The sequence below is a fragment of the Pedobacter sp. D749 genome (assembly GCF_019317285.1).
Taxonomy (GTDB): domain Bacteria; phylum Bacteroidota; class Bacteroidia; order Sphingobacteriales; family Sphingobacteriaceae; genus Pedobacter.
In genome coordinates this window covers 580,642-596,815 of sequence record NZ_CP079218.1, presented here as the reverse complement: position 1 = coordinate 596,815, position 16,174 = coordinate 580,642, and the positions used below count along the sequence as shown (strand labels likewise).

Below are 16,174 nucleotides of genomic sequence, written 5' to 3'. Positions count from 1 at the left end.
CGTTGTCAACTTTAATAGCAAATAGGCTAGAAAGTTGACAACGCTTCTCATGGAAAAAAATATAGCGTCATTTTTTGTTTGACCACCTAAGCCACCTGAGAACACTTAAGATTTCCTGGTGGTAATTTTTAGATATAGATTTCTCCACTACGGTCGAAAGGACGATCTCTTAAAGCAATGACGATATTTTCTGCACAATATCTTCAATAACATCAACGGATTTTAGGATTTTATAATGCCCCACATCTTCAAAAGATTTTGAGTTGATGGCAGGATATTTATCCAGGAATTCTTTAAGATAAGCATATGGAGATATGTGATCAGCAGGATCGAATGCCAGAAAATGATCAATCTCCGGACTTAGCTGATAAAGTTCGGTCAAGTTAAAGTGGCTGGCAGGAACAGGAAATTCTTGAGCAAAATTATCAAAGAAGATCTCCTGGTATTTTGCACCAATGTTCACAGAATCAAGGCTCTGTTCGAAGTTTTCTTTTAACCGGATTAATGGCGCAATGCTGATCAATAGATTCGGAGTTATTCCTAATTCCTGTAAAGCAATTACGTTGGCCATGCCACCAAGCGAATGTCCGATCAGCACATCAGGCTGCGCATAATTTAAGGAAATAGAATTTACCGAATCGGCATATAACATTAGGTTGGAAAATTCAGAGATTGAACTTCCGTTGCCAGGTGCATCAAAAGCGATGATCTCCAGATCATCTATTTTCTGGAGTTCAATAATCAACTCATAAAAGTCTAAAGCTTTTGAAGCCCAGCCTTGCGTAAGTAACACTTTACGTTTGCCATTTCCCCAGCTAAAACAGTTAATGCTTACTTCGGCATTGGTGAAATAGGTATCAAAAACCTGGAGACTAAACTGTTTTGATACAGCAATAAGCTGTTCCTGATGCAAGCGCAAAGGCATTTTGGGCGAGTAAAAAATAAACTCACGCATTAAAGCTGCATCAGGATTTGCCTGTGTCAATTTCAGCTCGTTTGCAATCTGTTTTAGTCTTTTCAATTCGAGCTTATTTATGGGTTAAACCAAATGTGATTTTAAATCTGCCGGAGAATAATTGATCGATTTTAAAGTTTTATCGTCAGATTTTCTGAACACCAAAAATAATCCATCGATTTCTTTGTAATAAGATTCGGTCTGGTCTTTATCTAAGTAAAACTGGATCGTTTGTTCAGCTTCTTCTACGGTTTTGCAAGCTTTGCTCATATTAGAACGGTGGACTTCATCAAATAAAGTCTTAAATTTTCCTCCTAAACCAAACTCATGGATGGCACCAGCCAAAACATACTGCAGATCGCAAAGGGCATCAGCAACTTCTACCAGATCATCATTTTCTACAGCTTCCTGTAATTCTTTTAGCTCTTCGGCTAAAAGCGAAATACGCAAATTAGCTCTCTGTTTTGAAGGAATAACAGGACTTTCTAAAATAGGATGTTTAAAGGTAGTGTGAAATTCTGCAACCTGGTTTAGCGAATTGGTTTCTTGCATGGTGATTTTTGATTTTAATCTTTACGCAGCAAACTTAAAGAAAACGGAAGAAATATTGGGGGAGAATTTATGCACAAGACTGGTTAATTGTTGAAACTGGTTTAAATGTACCGTGGTAATTGCTAAAATTGTTAGATTGCTAAATTGTTAGATTGCTAAATTGTTATCTGCAAATTGCCAACTGAAAACTGGTGAGAATGGTAACTGGTTAATTGATTGTTGAATTGCTTTATTGTTGATTTGTAAAAACCAACCAATGAACTAATAGATTCATTTATCTGGCTATTTTCTTTGCCACGGAAACACGGATTCCACGGAAGTAAAAAGAGACACATCATTCTGAATTTATTTCAGAATCTATCTAAACCATTTTTTTGCCACGGAAACACGGATTCCACAGAAGTAAAAAGAGACACGTCATTCTGAATTTATTTCAGAATCTATGTGCTTATTTTTGCCGTAGTAACACGGATTTGCAGAGAATTTACTTTGAGTTTTACTCTTACATTTTTACCATTAAGGCATTAAGAACATGAAGATAGAAAATGGTTTACCAGAGATCAATCCCAACAATTGAACAATTCAACAATTCAACAATATTTAACTACCCTTCTTCCCTTCCCTCACCACTTTAAAAAACTCTTCCTTATAGGTTTCCCCAATGGGAATCGCCTGGTCGTTAATATAAACGGTATTTCCATCTATCATTTTAATTTTTTCGATGGAGATAATATACGATTTATGGATACGGTAAAAAGGCGGTTGGGGCAGTTCGGTTTCCAGTTCACGAAGCGCCTGGTAAGTTACAATCCTTTGTGTGGCCGTATACACCGAAACATAATTTTTCAACCCCTCTATGTAGAGAATCTCTTCATAATTAACCTTGATAAATTTGTTTTTGGTATCGCCTTTGATGAAAATAAAATCATTCCCCTGTGTTACCTGCTGAATAACCACTTCTTGTTGTACAGGTGCCACAGGCATTAAAATCTGCTGCGCTTTCGTAGCTGCTTTATAAAAACGCTCATAGGAGATCGGCTTGAGCAGATAATCTACCACATCAAGATCAAAGCCTTCTAGAGCATATTCCGGATAAGCCGTGGTTAAGATTACTTTGCATTTACCACCACAGATTTTCAAAAACTGGATCCCGGTTAATTCCGGCATCTGTATGTCTAAAAAAACGAGATCAACCTTACCCTCCTGAACCAGATTAAGGGCTTCAAAAGCATTTGTAGTGGTCCCAACCAATTCTAAAAAAGGGGTTTTATTGATAAAAGCAGCAATAATATCTGAAGCGTAAGATTCATCATCAACAGCAAGGCAACGGATCATGGTTAGGGTTTAGGGGTTGGCGATTAGCTTAAATTAGTGTTAGAATAGTTTCAATGATACAAATTTTTCATTACAGATTTAAGACCAAAGTACTTTTATAGGTATTGCCGTTATTAGAAATCAATAACTCATGTTTTTCGGGATAAATCAAATCTAACCTACGGTGTATATTTACCATACCTACACCGCTTGAGTGGTCTTTTTGTGCGTGACTGATCTTATTGCTTACCTCGAAACTTAATCGTTTGTTCTGTACTTTGAGTTTAATACGCACTGGCTGAGCTTCATCAGTCACCACACCATGTTTAAAAGCATTTTCAACAAACGGGATCAATATCAGCGAAGCTATTTTTTGATTGGCAATGCCCTCTGTTGTAAAGTCGACATAAAATTTGGGTTCAAAACGCATCTTAAATAATGCTACATAACTCTCAAGATATTCCACCTCCTTATCTAAACTTACTTTGCCATCCGGACTATCGTTCAGGGTATACCGCATTAAATCTGATAAACGCAAAACAGCATTGGCCAGTTTATCGGAAACAGGTATAGCCAGGGAATAAACATAATTTAAAGTATTGTACAGAAAATGTGGATTAATCTGTGATTTTAGAAATGAGAGTTCTGCTTTAACCACTTCTTCTTTAAGTTTTCTGTTCATCTGCTCCGATTTAAAGCTCTGCTCGATACCATAAACCGCAGCCGGTGTTAGAATGAACCCAATACTCCAATAAATATTATCGGAGATGTAGTCCCAGGCAGTTGTACGGTCGTCGTAATTATGAAAACCAAACCATTTTAAAAAAAGCACTTCTTCTATTAAATACCTGAGTGCAATAAATACCCCGATGGTAAACAAAATGCCACCAATTAACTGAAGTACTTTATTCTTTTTTAAAAATCTTGGATATACCCATAAGTAACAGATGTAGAACTCTATCACTTGTATAAAATTCATAGAGATACTTAAAGCGGCTTTGCTAAAAGTTGTACCATCAATTAAATAGCCACCATAAAAATAGCCTAATACAAGTATCCAGCAAAGAATATGGATGGAAATGGTTTTTATTGTTTTCATGGTCTAAAACTATGCAAAGCTTTTTTAACTGCCTATTTTCTTATTCCAAACCTGCAAATAATTATCCCAACCTGTACAATTTAAGGATCAACACCTTTTATTGCCTGAAAACGGATTGGGATAATATTTCAAAGGGTTGGGATTATATAATTTTTAGCCCCACTCGACATCTTCATCTTTGAATCGTCAATTATAAAACAAACACAATGATGAACCGCTTATTTAAATCTGCTCTTTTTGCTTTGCTTATTTTTAGCCTTCAAAGCGCTATTGCTCAAAACATTAAAATCTCAGGAACTGTTACCGATAAAAGTAATAAAGCACTAGATTATGCTTCAGTTGCTTTAATCCACCTACCCGATTCGGCTTCAGTTGCCTTACAGGCTACCAACCAACAAGGAATTTATGAGTTTGCCAATGTTAAATCTGGCAGATACCTTATTAAGGCATTAATGATGGGTTACAGCAAAAACCAATCTGCACCATTTGAAGTGAAAGATATGCCAGTTAAAGTGCCAGGAATTATACTTACAGACCAGGCACAAAATCTGAAAGATGTAAACATTATATCAAAAATGCCCGTAATTGATCAAAAAGCAGACCGGGTGATTGTAAACGTAGAACAGATGAATACCGCGGGTGATAATGCATTGGAAGTAATCAGCAGGTCGCCGGGTGTAAAGCTGGATAAGGATGATAACATTGTATTAAAAGGTAAAAAAGGAATTAATGTGATGATTGATGGTAAGATGAGTTACATGACGGGTTTGGAATTAACCACTTACTTAAAATCGCTACCCGGATCTGTATTAAGTAAAATAGAGTTGATTTCCAATCCACCTTCTTCTTTTGATGCAGCTGGAACAGCAGGGATCATCAACATAAAACTCAAAAGAAATAAAATGCAGGGATTTAACGGAAACATGAATATGGGTGGTGGTTACGGCCGTTATGAAAAAGTTTATGCGGGTACCAACCTGAATTACAATATCGGTAAAGTGAGCACTTATCTGCGCTTAGACGCCGGACATTATAACTCATACAACAGGTTAACTTTAAACAGAACCATAGGACAGGAACAATATAACCAGCTTAACTTTTGGCACCCGATTACGAATAGTTTAAATTATTCTGCCGGTGCAGATTATTTTATTGATGATAAAAATACCCTGGGCATCATGGTAAAAGGTTATACCGCTCCGGAAGAAACCAAGGTAAACAGTAATTCGGTAAATTATAATGCCGCCGGGGCAAAAATGGGGGGAACAAGCATGTTCAATCCGCAGCATAACACAGAGAAAAACCACGCTTTAAACCTAAACTACCGGTTAAAAACAGATAGTTTGGGTGGAGAACTGGGTATTGATGCAGATTACGTTCGTTATGACAATAGTAAAAACGAAACTTTCACCAACAATTACCTTGATGAAAACGATCAGCTTATTGGTACTCCAATTGATCTGCGCAATAATGGGATGGGCAAAGTATCGATCTATTCAATCAAGGCTGATTACACCCTGAACTTTAACAAAACACTAAAAATGGAAACCGGCTGGAAAAGCAGTTGGGTAAAATCGCAGAGCGATGTGCGCTTTGATTCGCTGAAAACTGCAGGCTGGATCACTGATCCAAGAAGGACGAATTTATTTTTATACAACGAAAACATTAATGCAGGTTATCTTTCATTAGATCAAAACTTCAAAAATTTACAAATCAAAGCGGGCTTACGTGCGGAGCAGACATTGGGCAACGGCAGTTCATCAGGAACGAATACCCTGATCGACAGAAAATACTGGAAGCTTTTTCCAACACTCTTTATTTCTTTAAAACTCGATTCGAACAACCTGATTACGGCAGCCTACCGCAAAAGTATTAATCGCCCATCATACAGCAGTTTAAATCCCTTTACTTTTTATAGCGATCCTTACACTGCTTTGCAGGGAAACCCGTTTTTACAGCCCTCGTACGCAAACAGCTTTGAATTTAACTATTCCTTTAAAAACTTCAGGATATTAACATTGAGTTATTCAGTTAACAACGGCTCGATATGGGAAGTAGTTTATCAAAATGATGCGACTAAAGAAAGTATCTCCAGACCAGAAAACCTAAGCCGTACCACCAACTTTTATATGGCAACGGGAAGTCCTTTTGATGTAACCAAATGGTGGAACAACACTACTGAAGTTTCGGCTGGATTTAACCGCACCGAATCAGCTGTACAGGGAAATGGTTATAATGCTTTCTCTTGGAACTGGTCGGTATTGATGGATAATACGATCACATTATCCAAAAACTATAGCTTATCATCTTATGCTTATTATGATTCTCCTTCTGTTTCTGGTCTTTTCCGCAGTTTAGGGAGTTACCAGCTAAATATTGGTGCTAAAAAATCATTCTGGAACAAAAATGCAACACTAGCCCTAAAAGTAAACGACATTTTTAATACCAGTAAATTCAGAGCCAACCTGGAATACAATAACATTAAAACCTATTGGCAGAACGAATGGGAAAGCCGCAGGATAAACTTAAGTTTTACCTATAAATTCGGGAATATGAAAATTAAAACCGCCCACAGTAGAAAAACCGGAACAAGTGATGAGGAAAACAGGGTCGGCAAAAATTAGGCTGAGTTAGGTTAAGTGTTTAAATCGGTTAACTGGCTAATTGGGTTAGATTTTCTCAATTGCAATAGTTGACCGATTAGTCAGTTTCAACAATTAACCGTCTATAAAACCAGCAGCATCCAAACGTTACAGGCAAAATGCCCCGAATTGCCCAATGGAGCAGAAAGCTTTTTAAATCCTGCTTTTTCATACATACTGATTGCTGTTGTAAGCTCAGGGAACGATTCTAAATACACCTCATTATAACCAAAATGCTGTGCCGATGCTATACTTTTCTCCATGAGCATTTTGCCAATACCTTTGCCACGAGAAGATGCCGAGGTGTATAATTTAACCAGCTCAACACAACCATCTGGTAAGCCTTCTGTTGGATAAATACCACAGCCGCCAATAATAACCCCATCCTCTTCGGCCAACCAATAAGCAGATTGCGGATGTTCGAAAACTATAGATAGCTCATCAGTTGTAGGATCGGTATAAACAGTACCGGGCTTGTCTATTTTAAATTCTCTCAAAATCGTCCTGATCATTGAAGCGGTAGCAGTATTATCTTGCGCAGTTATCTTCCTGATGGTGATGGCCATATTACTCTTATTTTATGCAAAGTTAAAAAATGAGTAGTGGCTTTTTAATAAAAGCAAACAAAATGCCTTCTAATTTCATTTATAAAGTATTAAAACAGATTTACACCATGGAAAACGAAGAAAATAAAACAGGAACAACATCAGGCACAAATCATCCAAAACCAACAGATGATGTACAGTTGGAAATAGAAACCGTAATCCCTTCAACGGAAAAAGAAACCGAAAAACCAAGTGAGGCATTAAAAACCGATGAAGTTAAGGATGAGAAAAAATTGGATGATCAGGATGAAGAAGCAGATACTACGGAGAAACCTGCCGAAGAAAACAAAACTGATAGCGACGATAAACGCGATGATATCGAAACCGCTACACCAAGTGCTTAGTTAATTTTGGTTAAACGCATATTACAGCTGAAATAGTTTTACTATTTTGGCGTTATGAATAACATGAAAGAAAAACTATTGCTTTTCCTGTTTACCATAAGCATTTTTGGTTGTGGAATAAACAGGCAGGCACAGCAGATAAAAGCCCTTGAAGACTGCACCTATAAAATTACAGGTGTACAACAGGTATCAATTGCAGGCACAGATGTTAAAACGTTAATGGACCAGCAAAACTTTAGCTTAACCAGTTTACCTGGGGTTGCATTGGGTTTGCTCAGAAAAGACATTCCGCTTAGAGCCAATCTGAATTTAGAAATAACCAACCCGTCGGGCAATTTAGCCGCTATAAACCAGTTCGAATATAAAATATTGGTTAATAATACTGATTTGGCAGAAGGCATCGTTAATCAAAATGTAAGCATTGCACAAGGCCAAACGGTTACCGTTCCGGTACAATTGGTGAGCAACATTTACGGATTAATATCTAATGGCAATGTATTTAATGATATTATCAAAGCTGCTCAAAAAGGATCATCTTCAAAAGATGAAAAACTAGGTTTATTAACCATAAAAATAAAACCAACCTTTATGCTGGGCAATACGCCTGTTAAATATCCTGGCTATATTACCATTAACAAAGATATCAGCAGTAAAATATTATTGTAAATACCGTCACAAATAAAAATGCCCGCTTAACTAAATATGTTAAGCGGGCATTTTCGTTATTAGCTTTTATTAAAATTTCTTATCCGGCCTCATCACCATACCTTTAAATCCTTTTGGATCTAACTTTTCATCTAATGCTCTTAGTTGTGTCACCGATAATTTTGATGGCATTACTGTTGTCGTTGTACTTAAGCTAGCTGTTTTTGCAGCTGTAGTTATAAAAGTCCCATTTTTGGCGTATGAAAGAGCGTTGGCCAACAATGTTTCTGTTTCATCACCCCAGGCCTTGGTTAAATCTTCTGCCGATTCTTTATCTACCGTTAGGCCAGAATAGTAGCCGCCAACGCCAAGTTTATTTTTAGTTTCAAATTCTGGAATATACATATCCACCTTATCTATTCTGATCGGAAAGAAACCAACTGGTTTACCGTAAGTTGTGGCACCAATAAGTTTCACATCCATTACTGGTTTTAAACTGTTAATGGTTAACTCGCTTGCTGAGGCTGTTGATCCCGTTACGATAAAATAAACCCTGTTTAATGTTAAACTACCTGATTTTGCAAATTTCTCTATATTATCAGCAGCTGTAGGCGAATAATCTAAATCTGCATAAGTGGCGTACTTTCTGTTTACACCAGAGGTAAAGGTCTGTAATTTACCCTCATCATCTAACAGTGGCTGGTGTGCCAGAACAGAGGCATTACGCTGATCGGTAGTGATCGACTGTAAATAGTTATTGTAATAAGAAGTAAACATCGTATTACCGGTTTCTCCTGCTGGTGCTACTAAATTAATAATCTGGGTAGCTGTTGAAACATAACCACCACCGTTATAGCGTAAATCAACCACGAGTTCGCTTACTCCTTGTGTAGCGAAATTAGAAAAAGCTGAATTAATGGCGGCAGAGGCATTATTGGTAAAACTATTAAAAACAATGTAACCGACTTTCTTTGCTCCAACCGTATAAACATTCGTAAATAAGATCGGATTAACACTATAAAAGCTACTGGATACAACAGCTGTTTTCGGGTTACCGCCTATATCATTAAAAGCTAGAGTCACCGTTGCATTTGTACCAAAAATGGCATTATTTAAAAAATTAACTGCACCAGGGTAGGTCAGTTCTGTTCTTCCGTTTACACTCGTTATCCTGCAGCCACGGGTTAAACCCTGCAAGGCTGCAGGTGAGTTAGGATAAACATATTTCACCCTTAAATCTGTAGTATTATTATATTGAACAGAAAAACCGTAATCATTGGCTGAGCCATTTACATCTGCCTTAAGCGCTCCTGTTTTACCTGTAGTAGCGGCAGTATAGTCGAAAAACGAATATTTAGGCTCGCCGGGAGTGCTTCCATATTCATATGGTTTTCCTGTTGCCGGATCTAAAGAATATTGTGTCATGGCATATAGTTCCGCTTCATTCGAACTAAATCCACGCGGATTAAACACCTCATAAGCGGGTAGCGAAGTATTCCAATAATAAAGTTCTTTACCGTATAAATAAATAGAATCTTTAGTCAATTCATCCCGCGTTCCGCTAGGCGTCGTCACAACCGGTGGAGTTACAGGCTCATCAGGTGCAGTACTGCTCTTTTTACAGCCGGTAATAGCCCCAAAGCTTAAAAAACCTAGCGTTACCAGGTAAAAGAATTTCTTATTTTTCATTGGAATTTATAGTAATGTTATCTCTATATACGAGTAAGGCAATCGTTAAGTTGTTCCGAGATAAACTTTATCTACCAACAAACTAAATTTAACTCAAAATTGTACACTCACGCATATATTGGTGAATTACGTAAATCTACCGATTAAATTACTTTTCATTGAGATATTTAGCAATTTTTAACAAGATCTGCTAACAGTGTTTCACTATTAGTCCTTATGCCCCCACAAATTGTCGCCTTTGCACCGCTTAAGTCAATCAAATCCTGTGCAAATTTGTTATACTAATTATCTGATTTAAAACCAGGGAACTATGGAAAAGATCGAATTTAAAACCACAATTAACGCCACAGCAGAAAAAGTTTGGAATGCGCTGTTTGGCGTAGAAACCTACCCTAAGTGGACAGCTGCTTTTATGGAAGGATCGCGTGTAGAAACTGACTGGAAAAAAGGAAGCAAGGCCTTGTTTCTGGGCGAAAACGGAGATGGAATGGTAGCTGTGATTCAAGACAATATCCCAAACCAGTATATGTCTATCAAACACCTTGGTGAGATAAAAGACGGCAAGGAAGACTACAGTGGGAATTGGGGCGAAACACTTGAGAATTATACCCTCAATGAAAGAGATGGCAAGACAGAACTCGTTATTGATATGGGCATTAACAATGAATGGAGAGATTATTTCGAAAAAACATGGCCTAAAGCACTTGCTAAGGTTAAAGAGATAGCCGAAAATTCGGATGAGCACCTGTAAAAGTCAATATGAAGCATAAATAAAATTGTGCTGCGTGGAATTTTTTACTAAATGACATTAAACCAAAAAAGCCTTTCATTTCTGAAAGGCTTTTGGAAGTGGTGCCACCTGGATTCGAACCAGGGACACAAGGATTTTCAGTCCTTTGCTCTACCGACTGAGCTATGGCACCATCCGTTTTGGATTGCAAATGTAGTGTTCTTTTTCTCAATTCCAAAAAAGGATTTCAGTTTTTTTCATAAAAACAGGACCATAAAGCCTCATCTTTTTGATAAGCAAGAAGATGCACTGAAAAAATATTTTTATTTTATATCACGCACTCAGGTGAATTAGGTGATCAAAAAAACATGTCCCTATAAATGGTCAATAATATTCCTTAGAAAAACATACTCCAGGCCATCTATATCATCCATTACCTCACTAATCTTTTTAAATCCTAAGCTAGAAATAAGTTTAAGCGAATCTTTATTTTCCGGCGAAACACTGGCTATAAAATTTTCAACTCCAAAATTTATGTTTGCCCAGTTCATTACAGCCGTAGCAGCTTCTGTTGCATAACCCTTTTTCCGGTAGTCTTTAATAATGCGATAGCCTAATTCAACTGCGTTTGTAGCATATTCTTTTAAATATTCAGGATTTGGCTTACTATGGAACCTCACCAATCCTATCATTTGATCTTCTTCAGCTAATATAATTGCCCTTGCCGACCATGGCAAATAATCTGAATCTTCAAATTGCTTTAAGCCATATCGCAAACTACCTGGATGATCCAACATTTCTACAGGAATATTAGCTTTCATTAAAAGTGCTGCCCCTTCTAAATCATTTTCCAGGAAATAGGATATCAATTCCTTATTCATTAAACGAAGGATTAGCCTCGGGGTTATAATATCATCTGTAGATTTCTGCATGGCGTAAAAATGCTAAAATACTTGACATTTATGTGGAATATAAAATGCCTATGATTAAGAAAACCAAAAACAACCTTAAAAGTATGGTATAGACTTAGATGATCTAAGGTGGCTTAGGTGGTCAACAAATAGAATACTATGCTAATCTGTTGCAAATAAATAAACCACGGCAATTCAATAAGAATGGCATAAAACCAAAAAAGCCTCTCATTTCTGAAAGGCTTTTGGAAGTGGTGCCACCTGGATTCGAACCAGGGACACAAGGATTTTCAGTCCTTTGCTCTACCGACTGAGCTATGGCACCATCCGTTTGGGATTGCAAATGTAGTGTTCTTTTTTCAAAAGCAAAATTTTTTTTCGATTATTTCATTGCAACACTGATTATCAATTAATTAATTTTTCACGATTCTTAATGAAGGCCTTAATACTTGCTTAGAATGAGTACAAACAAACAATTTTATTAATTTTTTTATGCATGCATAGTAATTTATTTAGATTAATATCCTAATTTAGCATAACAATCTAATTTTGCATGGTAGCACAGATCCTTTTTCTAGTACTTACACTTGCAGCAATTGCGCTGTTTACAGTTAACCTGCGTAAAATAATTCGCAACATCCGTTTAGGCAAACCGGTAGATCGAAAAGATCAGCCGCAAAAAAGATTAATGACGATGCTTCGGGTGGCTTTTGGGCAATCTAAAATGGTTGTTCGTCCTATCCCTGCCTTCCTTCACTTTTTTGTTTACATCGGCTTCGTTATTATCAATATCGAAGTATTGGAGATCATGATCGATGGTTTATTCGGCACACACCGTATTTTTAATGGTTTGGGTGGTTTATATAACTTTCTGATCGGTTCTTTTGAAATCCTGGCTTTTACCGTTTGGGTATCCTGTGCTATTTTCTTGGTCCGCAGAAACATTCTCAAAATTAAACGCTTTAGTGGCGTAGAGATGAAAAGCTGGCCCAAATCAGATGCCAATTACATTCTCATCACCGAGATTTTATTAATGAGTGCCTTCTTGTTAATGAATGCAGCCGATGCAAAATTACAGCTGTTGGGTGCCAGCCATTATATTAATGCGGGGGCATTTCCGGTAAGCCAATATTTAATGAATATCCTGCCTTCAACAGAACATGCATTGGTTATTGTTGAGCGCAGCTGCTGGTGGTTCCACATTATAGGTATTCTGGCTTTTTTAAATTACCTGCCTTATTCAAAACATTTCCATATTCTTTTCGCCTTTCCAAACACCTACTTTTCTAATCTGGAGCCTAAAGGCGAATTTACCAATATGGCCTCGGTTACCAATGAGGTAAAAGCAATGCTCGACCCTTCTTTTGTTCCGGCAGAAACCGAACCTGGTAAATTTGGCGCAAAAGATGCAACCGACTTAAGCTGGGTAAACCTGATGAATGCCTATACCTGTACCGAATGCGGAAGATGTACTTCTGTATGCCCGGCAAATATTACAGGTAAACTTTTATCGCCACGGAAAATTATGATGGACACCCGCGACCGCATTACCGAAGTGGGCCAGAATATTGATAAACATGGTGCAGAACATCAGGATGGAAAATCATTACTGGACGATTACATCAGCAGAGAAGAGATCTGGGCCTGTACCAGCTGTAACGCCTGCGTAGAGGCGTGTCCGGTAAACATTGATCCATTACAGATTATTATGGAACTCCGCCGTTTTGCGGTGATGGAAGAATCACAGGCACCAGGAAGCATTAATGCAATGTTGGGCAATATTGAGAATAACCAGGCACCATGGAAATACTCTCCAGCCGATCGTTTTAACTGGGCACAAGAAAGTTAGCAGTTGGCATTGAATTAAAATAATTAATTTCATCAGGTCCCGATACTTGATACTCGATACTAGAAAATAGACAAATGGAATTTAAAGTCCCTACAATGGCCGAGTTAGTGGCCGCAGGTGAAGAACCGGAAATATTATTTTGGGTGGGCTGTGCCGGAAGTTACGATGAAAGAGCGCAGAAAATTACGCGCGATATCTGCAAGATCTTGCATCATGTAGGTATAAAATATGCGGTATTGGGAACTGAAGAAAGCTGCACTGGCGATCCTGCTAAAAGGGCAGGAAATGAGTTCCTTTTCCAGATGCAGGCCATGACCAATATTGAAGTATTGAATGCTTATAACATTAAAAAAATCGTGACCGGCTGTCCACATTGCTTTAATACCATTAAAAATGAGTATCCTGGTCTGGGTGGAACTTACGAAGTCATCCACCATACGCAATTGATCCAGGATTTAATTAACGAGGGTAAGTTAAAAGCTGAAGGCGGGGAAAGTTTTAAAGGTAAAAAAATCACTTATCACGATCCTTGTTATTTAGGCCGTGGAAACGGAATTTATGAGGCTCCAAGAAAAGCATTAGAAGTTTTAGATGCTCAACTGGTAGAAATGAAACGTTGCAAAAGCAATGGTTTATGCTGCGGTGCAGGTGGCGCTCAGATGTTTAAAGAACCTGAAAAAGGAAATAAAGATATCAATGTTGAACGTATTGATGAAGCACTTGAAACCAATCCACAATTCATTGCAGCGGGTTGCCCGTTCTGTATGACAATGCTGAGCGATGGCATTAAACTAAAAGATAAAGAACAGGAAGTTAAGGTATTAGATATTGCTGAGATTACAGCAAGGGCAAACGGCCTTTAACAATCGTTTTAGATTCACTTCATAAAAAGCAGTATCATAAGCGTTTCTATTTGATCTTTCACGTTGAGCCTGTCGAAACGCTTAAATCTGTAATTAAACAGATCCTTCTACAAGCTATCAATGATAGATTTCAATAGAAAGATCGTCATTGCGAGGAACGAAGCAATCTTAATGCGCACGCTAGTAGCGATCGTTGTAAGATTGCTTCGTCGGCTGAAAAAGCCTTCTCGCAATGACGAAGCTTGGCAACTTACAGTTCGTTAAAAATTCTCCTGTCATTTATATCCATTTTCATAAAATAAATTATCCTTCAGGATGATTTTTAGGAAAGCAATAGCAGTATTCCATAGGTTAATTTCTTCCTGCTCTACCTTCTGCCATGAAAAATGGCATTCGTTCGATCAGGTTTAATTTAGTCGTTTTTCTACTACTATGTAGGTTTCCTTGCCGCAAGCCCAAGTTAATAGCCCTGATCGGAGCGGCATCCCCGATATTTCATCGGGATAAAGCAAAGAGCAGGACTAACTTAAAAAAAGCGAATAACATTGCGCTCCAAAAAATCATACCCTTATTTAATAAGTTAATTTCTTCACCTATAGCTTCTGCGAAATTGAAACTCCTGCATTAATTTTATTCAAATTATCGCGGATCAGATTTAAATCTTCAGCCTCCATATTTTTTAATGGAATAACCAGCTGGGTAGCCATTGAGTCTACATCGCCTCCCCTGTCTTTATAGGTCTGCACAATTACGTCGTCGCCCTTGGTATGGATATATAATTTACCCGAAGTAGTGGTACCATAATAGTCCATATCTTTAAATTTCGATAACTTAAATGCGAAATACTCCGTTTTACCATTATTAAAATACCGCTTGTAACGGCAAAAACCATTGTTAGTAACATTTAGTTCATAACGTTTTACCTGATCACTTTCCTGGCTGCTGTCATAATGATCGGTAAGCGTTTTATGAAGATAAAGAGCATACTGCTGCATGGATTCGGGGTCTGAAAAAGCAAATAAAGACATACAAAAAGCCGAAAGAAGGGATATTTTCAAGCACAGTGTAAACTTTTTCATCAGGTTAGCGTTTTAATCATACCAATTTAATTAAAATCATAAATTTGTATATGAGTTTTTCTCCACAATCAAGAGTTTGGATATACCAAAGCGATCGCAAATTTACTTCTACTGAAGAAACTGAGATCTTAAACAAATTGGCAGCTTTTACTAACCAGTGGAAAGCGCATGGAAATGAATTGCTTGCAAAAGCAGAAATACGCTATGGCTTTTTTATTATCTTAACAGTAGATGAAAGTCAAGCTGGTGTTACCGGTTGCTCTATTGATAGCTCTGTTCGTTTAATTAAAGAAATTGAGCAGGAGTATCATGTAGACCTTTTTAACCGTTTCAACATTGCCTATAAAGTAAATGGAGAAGTTGTGGTTAACAGCAAAGAAGATTTTGAAACTCTGGTAAATATAAAGCAGGTAACGTCAGAAACGACTGTATTTAACAATATGGTTCAAAACCTGGCTGAGCTTGAATCTAAATGGGAAGTTCCTTTTCAAAACAGCTGGCATTCTTCCGTTTTTGCACATTTACTTTAAGCCTGTGTCATCGTAGATCTTAAATATATTGTTCCGCTAGGCGAGTTAGATGCGCATATGGAAGCGCATGTACAATATTTGAAGAAATACTATAAAAAAAACATTTTTGTAGCTTCGGGCAGAAAGGTGCCCCGAACCGGTGGAATCATTTTGGCCCTGGCTAAAGATGAGGCTGAATTGAAAAAAATCCTGATGGAGGATCCCTTTTATAAACACCGTTTGGCTGATTTCACGATTACACATTTCCTAACTTCACAGTACCATCCTGACCTGGAATCTCTTTTAGGCTAACTCATTCAGACTACCTGTTGCTATTGCAGCTATTTTTTACTGTAAGCCAAACAATTAGCGAACAAAAAACATTATA

At 37.6% G+C, this 16,174-nt stretch carries 16 protein-coding genes and 2 tRNA genes; 8 read left to right on the top strand and 10 right to left on the bottom strand.

Translation table 11 applies throughout. From position 1 onward, the window contains the following. Positions 1-169 precede the first annotated feature (169 nt). The 4 genes from KYH19_RS02410 to KYH19_RS02395 all read right to left on the bottom strand — a co-directional run bounded on the left by KYH19_RS02410 (position 170) and on the right by KYH19_RS02395 (position 3,920). Positions 170-1,021, bottom strand: coding sequence for an alpha/beta fold hydrolase (locus KYH19_RS02410; RefSeq protein WP_219077428.1), 852 nt, complete (start codon positions 1,019-1,021; stop codon positions 170-172). A gap of 18 nt (positions 1,022-1,039) precedes the next feature. Next, positions 1,040-1,507, bottom strand: a complete 468-nt coding sequence (locus tag KYH19_RS02405; protein WP_057932530.1) for a nucleoside triphosphate pyrophosphohydrolase family protein — start codon at positions 1,505-1,507, stop codon at positions 1,040-1,042. 600 nt (positions 1,508-2,107) lie between these two features. After that, a complete protein-coding gene (locus tag KYH19_RS02400) occupies positions 2,108-2,842 on the bottom strand; it encodes a LytTR family DNA-binding domain-containing protein (protein WP_132395010.1) in 735 nt (244 codons plus the stop codon). 70 nt (positions 2,843-2,912) lie between these two features. Continuing rightward, positions 2,913-3,920, bottom strand: coding sequence for a sensor histidine kinase (locus KYH19_RS02395; protein WP_219077427.1), 1,008 nt, complete (start codon positions 3,918-3,920; stop codon positions 2,913-2,915). 206 nt (positions 3,921-4,126) lie between these two features. On the opposite strand from KYH19_RS02395, the gene KYH19_RS02390 reads away from it, so the two are divergent. Beyond that, on the top strand, positions 4,127-6,544 hold the full coding sequence (locus tag KYH19_RS02390; RefSeq protein WP_219077426.1) for an outer membrane beta-barrel family protein: 2,418 nt from the start codon (positions 4,127-4,129) through the stop codon (positions 6,542-6,544). A gap of 101 nt (positions 6,545-6,645) precedes the next feature. Here the strand turns inward: KYH19_RS02390 and KYH19_RS02385 are convergent, their stop codons facing one another. Continuing rightward, positions 6,646-7,128: a GNAT family N-acetyltransferase gene (locus KYH19_RS02385; RefSeq protein WP_219077425.1), complete on the bottom strand. Its 483-nt coding sequence runs from the start codon at positions 7,126-7,128 to the stop codon at positions 6,646-6,648. A gap of 29 nt (positions 7,129-7,157) precedes the next feature. On the opposite strand from KYH19_RS02385, the gene KYH19_RS02380 reads away from it, so the two are divergent. Both KYH19_RS02380 and KYH19_RS02375 read left to right on the top strand, forming a co-directional pair. Beyond that, positions 7,158-7,511, top strand: coding sequence for a hypothetical protein (locus tag KYH19_RS02380; RefSeq protein ID WP_219077424.1), 354 nt, complete (start codon positions 7,158-7,160; stop codon positions 7,509-7,511). A gap of 63 nt (positions 7,512-7,574) precedes the next feature. After that, on the top strand, positions 7,575-8,177 hold the full coding sequence (locus tag KYH19_RS02375; protein ID WP_219077423.1) for a hypothetical protein: 603 nt from the start codon (positions 7,575-7,577) through the stop codon (positions 8,175-8,177). 69 nt (positions 8,178-8,246) lie between these two features. Here the strand turns inward: KYH19_RS02375 and KYH19_RS02370 are convergent, their stop codons facing one another. Continuing rightward, on the bottom strand, positions 8,247-9,845 hold the full coding sequence (locus KYH19_RS02370; protein ID WP_219077422.1) for a S41 family peptidase: 1,599 nt from the start codon (positions 9,843-9,845) through the stop codon (positions 8,247-8,249). Positions 9,846-10,155: 310 nt separating this feature from the next. On the opposite strand from KYH19_RS02370, the gene KYH19_RS02365 reads away from it, so the two are divergent. Beyond that, positions 10,156-10,596, top strand: a complete 441-nt coding sequence (locus KYH19_RS02365; RefSeq protein ID WP_132395016.1) for an SRPBCC domain-containing protein — start codon at positions 10,156-10,158, stop codon at positions 10,594-10,596. Positions 10,597-10,695: 99 nt separating this feature from the next. Here the strand turns inward: KYH19_RS02365 and KYH19_RS02360 are convergent. From KYH19_RS02360 to KYH19_RS02350, 3 genes are all read right to left on the bottom strand, one after another. After that, positions 10,696-10,768 (bottom strand) — tRNA-Phe (locus KYH19_RS02360). 181 nt (positions 10,769-10,949) lie between these two features. Next, positions 10,950-11,456: a GNAT family N-acetyltransferase gene (locus KYH19_RS02355; RefSeq protein WP_219077421.1), complete on the bottom strand. Its 507-nt coding sequence runs from the start codon at positions 11,454-11,456 to the stop codon at positions 10,950-10,952. Positions 11,457-11,738: 282 nt separating this feature from the next. Then, positions 11,739-11,811 (bottom strand) — tRNA-Phe (locus KYH19_RS02350). 228 nt (positions 11,812-12,039) lie between these two features. Between KYH19_RS02350 and KYH19_RS02345 the strand changes: the two genes are divergently transcribed. Next, positions 12,040-13,335 (top strand): (Fe-S)-binding protein, encoded by a 1,296-nt coding sequence (locus tag KYH19_RS02345; RefSeq protein ID WP_219077420.1) that lies wholly within the window; start codon positions 12,040-12,042, stop codon positions 13,333-13,335. 74 nt (positions 13,336-13,409) lie between these two features. Further along, on the top strand, positions 13,410-14,198 hold the full coding sequence (locus KYH19_RS02340) for a (Fe-S)-binding protein (RefSeq protein WP_132395021.1): 789 nt from the start codon (positions 13,410-13,412) through the stop codon (positions 14,196-14,198). 593 nt (positions 14,199-14,791) lie between these two features. Here the strand turns inward: KYH19_RS02340 and KYH19_RS02335 are convergent. Next, a complete protein-coding gene (locus tag KYH19_RS02335; RefSeq protein WP_219077419.1) occupies positions 14,792-15,277 on the bottom strand; it encodes a hypothetical protein in 486 nt (161 codons plus the stop codon). A gap of 50 nt (positions 15,278-15,327) precedes the next feature. On the opposite strand from KYH19_RS02335, the gene KYH19_RS02330 reads away from it, so the two are divergent. After that, positions 15,328-15,807: an ABC transporter ATPase gene (locus tag KYH19_RS02330; protein WP_219077418.1), complete on the top strand. Its 480-nt coding sequence runs from the start codon at positions 15,328-15,330 to the stop codon at positions 15,805-15,807. Positions 15,808-15,816: 9 nt separating this feature from the next. Further along, positions 15,817-16,098: a YciI family protein gene (locus KYH19_RS02325; protein ID WP_255562630.1), complete on the top strand. Its 282-nt coding sequence runs from the start codon at positions 15,817-15,819 to the stop codon at positions 16,096-16,098. The last annotated feature ends 76 nt before the right edge of the window (positions 16,099-16,174 follow it).

Coding starts and splice junctions, on each gene's coding strand:
- KYH19_RS02405 (WP_057932530.1), bottom strand. CDS start 1,507: ATGCAAGAAACCAATTCGCTAAACCAGGTTGCAGAATTTCACACTACC.
- KYH19_RS02400 (WP_132395010.1), bottom strand. CDS start 2,842: ATGATCCGTTGCCTTGCTGTTGATGATGAATCTTACGCTTCAGATATT.
- KYH19_RS02395 (WP_219077427.1), bottom strand. CDS start 3,920: ATGAAAACAATAAAAACCATTTCCATCCATATTCTTTGCTGGATACTT.
- KYH19_RS02390 (WP_219077426.1), top strand. CDS start 4,127: ATGATGAACCGCTTATTTAAATCTGCTCTTTTTGCTTTGCTTATTTTT.
- KYH19_RS02385 (WP_219077425.1), bottom strand. CDS start 7,128: ATGGCCATCACCATCAGGAAGATAACTGCGCAAGATAATACTGCTACC.
- KYH19_RS02380 (WP_219077424.1), top strand. CDS start 7,158: ATGAGTAGTGGCTTTTTAATAAAAGCAAACAAAATGCCTTCTAATTTC.
- KYH19_RS02375 (WP_219077423.1), top strand. CDS start 7,575: ATGAAAGAAAAACTATTGCTTTTCCTGTTTACCATAAGCATTTTTGGT.
- KYH19_RS02370 (WP_219077422.1), bottom strand. CDS start 9,845: ATGAAAAATAAGAAATTCTTTTACCTGGTAACGCTAGGTTTTTTAAGC.
- KYH19_RS02365 (WP_132395016.1), top strand. CDS start 10,156: ATGGAAAAGATCGAATTTAAAACCACAATTAACGCCACAGCAGAAAAA.
- KYH19_RS02355 (WP_219077421.1), bottom strand. CDS start 11,456: ATGAATAAGGAATTGATATCCTATTTCCTGGAAAATGATTTAGAAGGG.
- KYH19_RS02345 (WP_219077420.1), top strand. CDS start 12,040: ATGGTAGCACAGATCCTTTTTCTAGTACTTACACTTGCAGCAATTGCG.
- KYH19_RS02340 (WP_132395021.1), top strand. CDS start 13,410: ATGGAATTTAAAGTCCCTACAATGGCCGAGTTAGTGGCCGCAGGTGAA.
- KYH19_RS02335 (WP_219077419.1), bottom strand. CDS start 15,277: ATGAAAAAGTTTACACTGTGCTTGAAAATATCCCTTCTTTCGGCTTTT.
- KYH19_RS02330 (WP_219077418.1), top strand. CDS start 15,328: ATGAGTTTTTCTCCACAATCAAGAGTTTGGATATACCAAAGCGATCGC.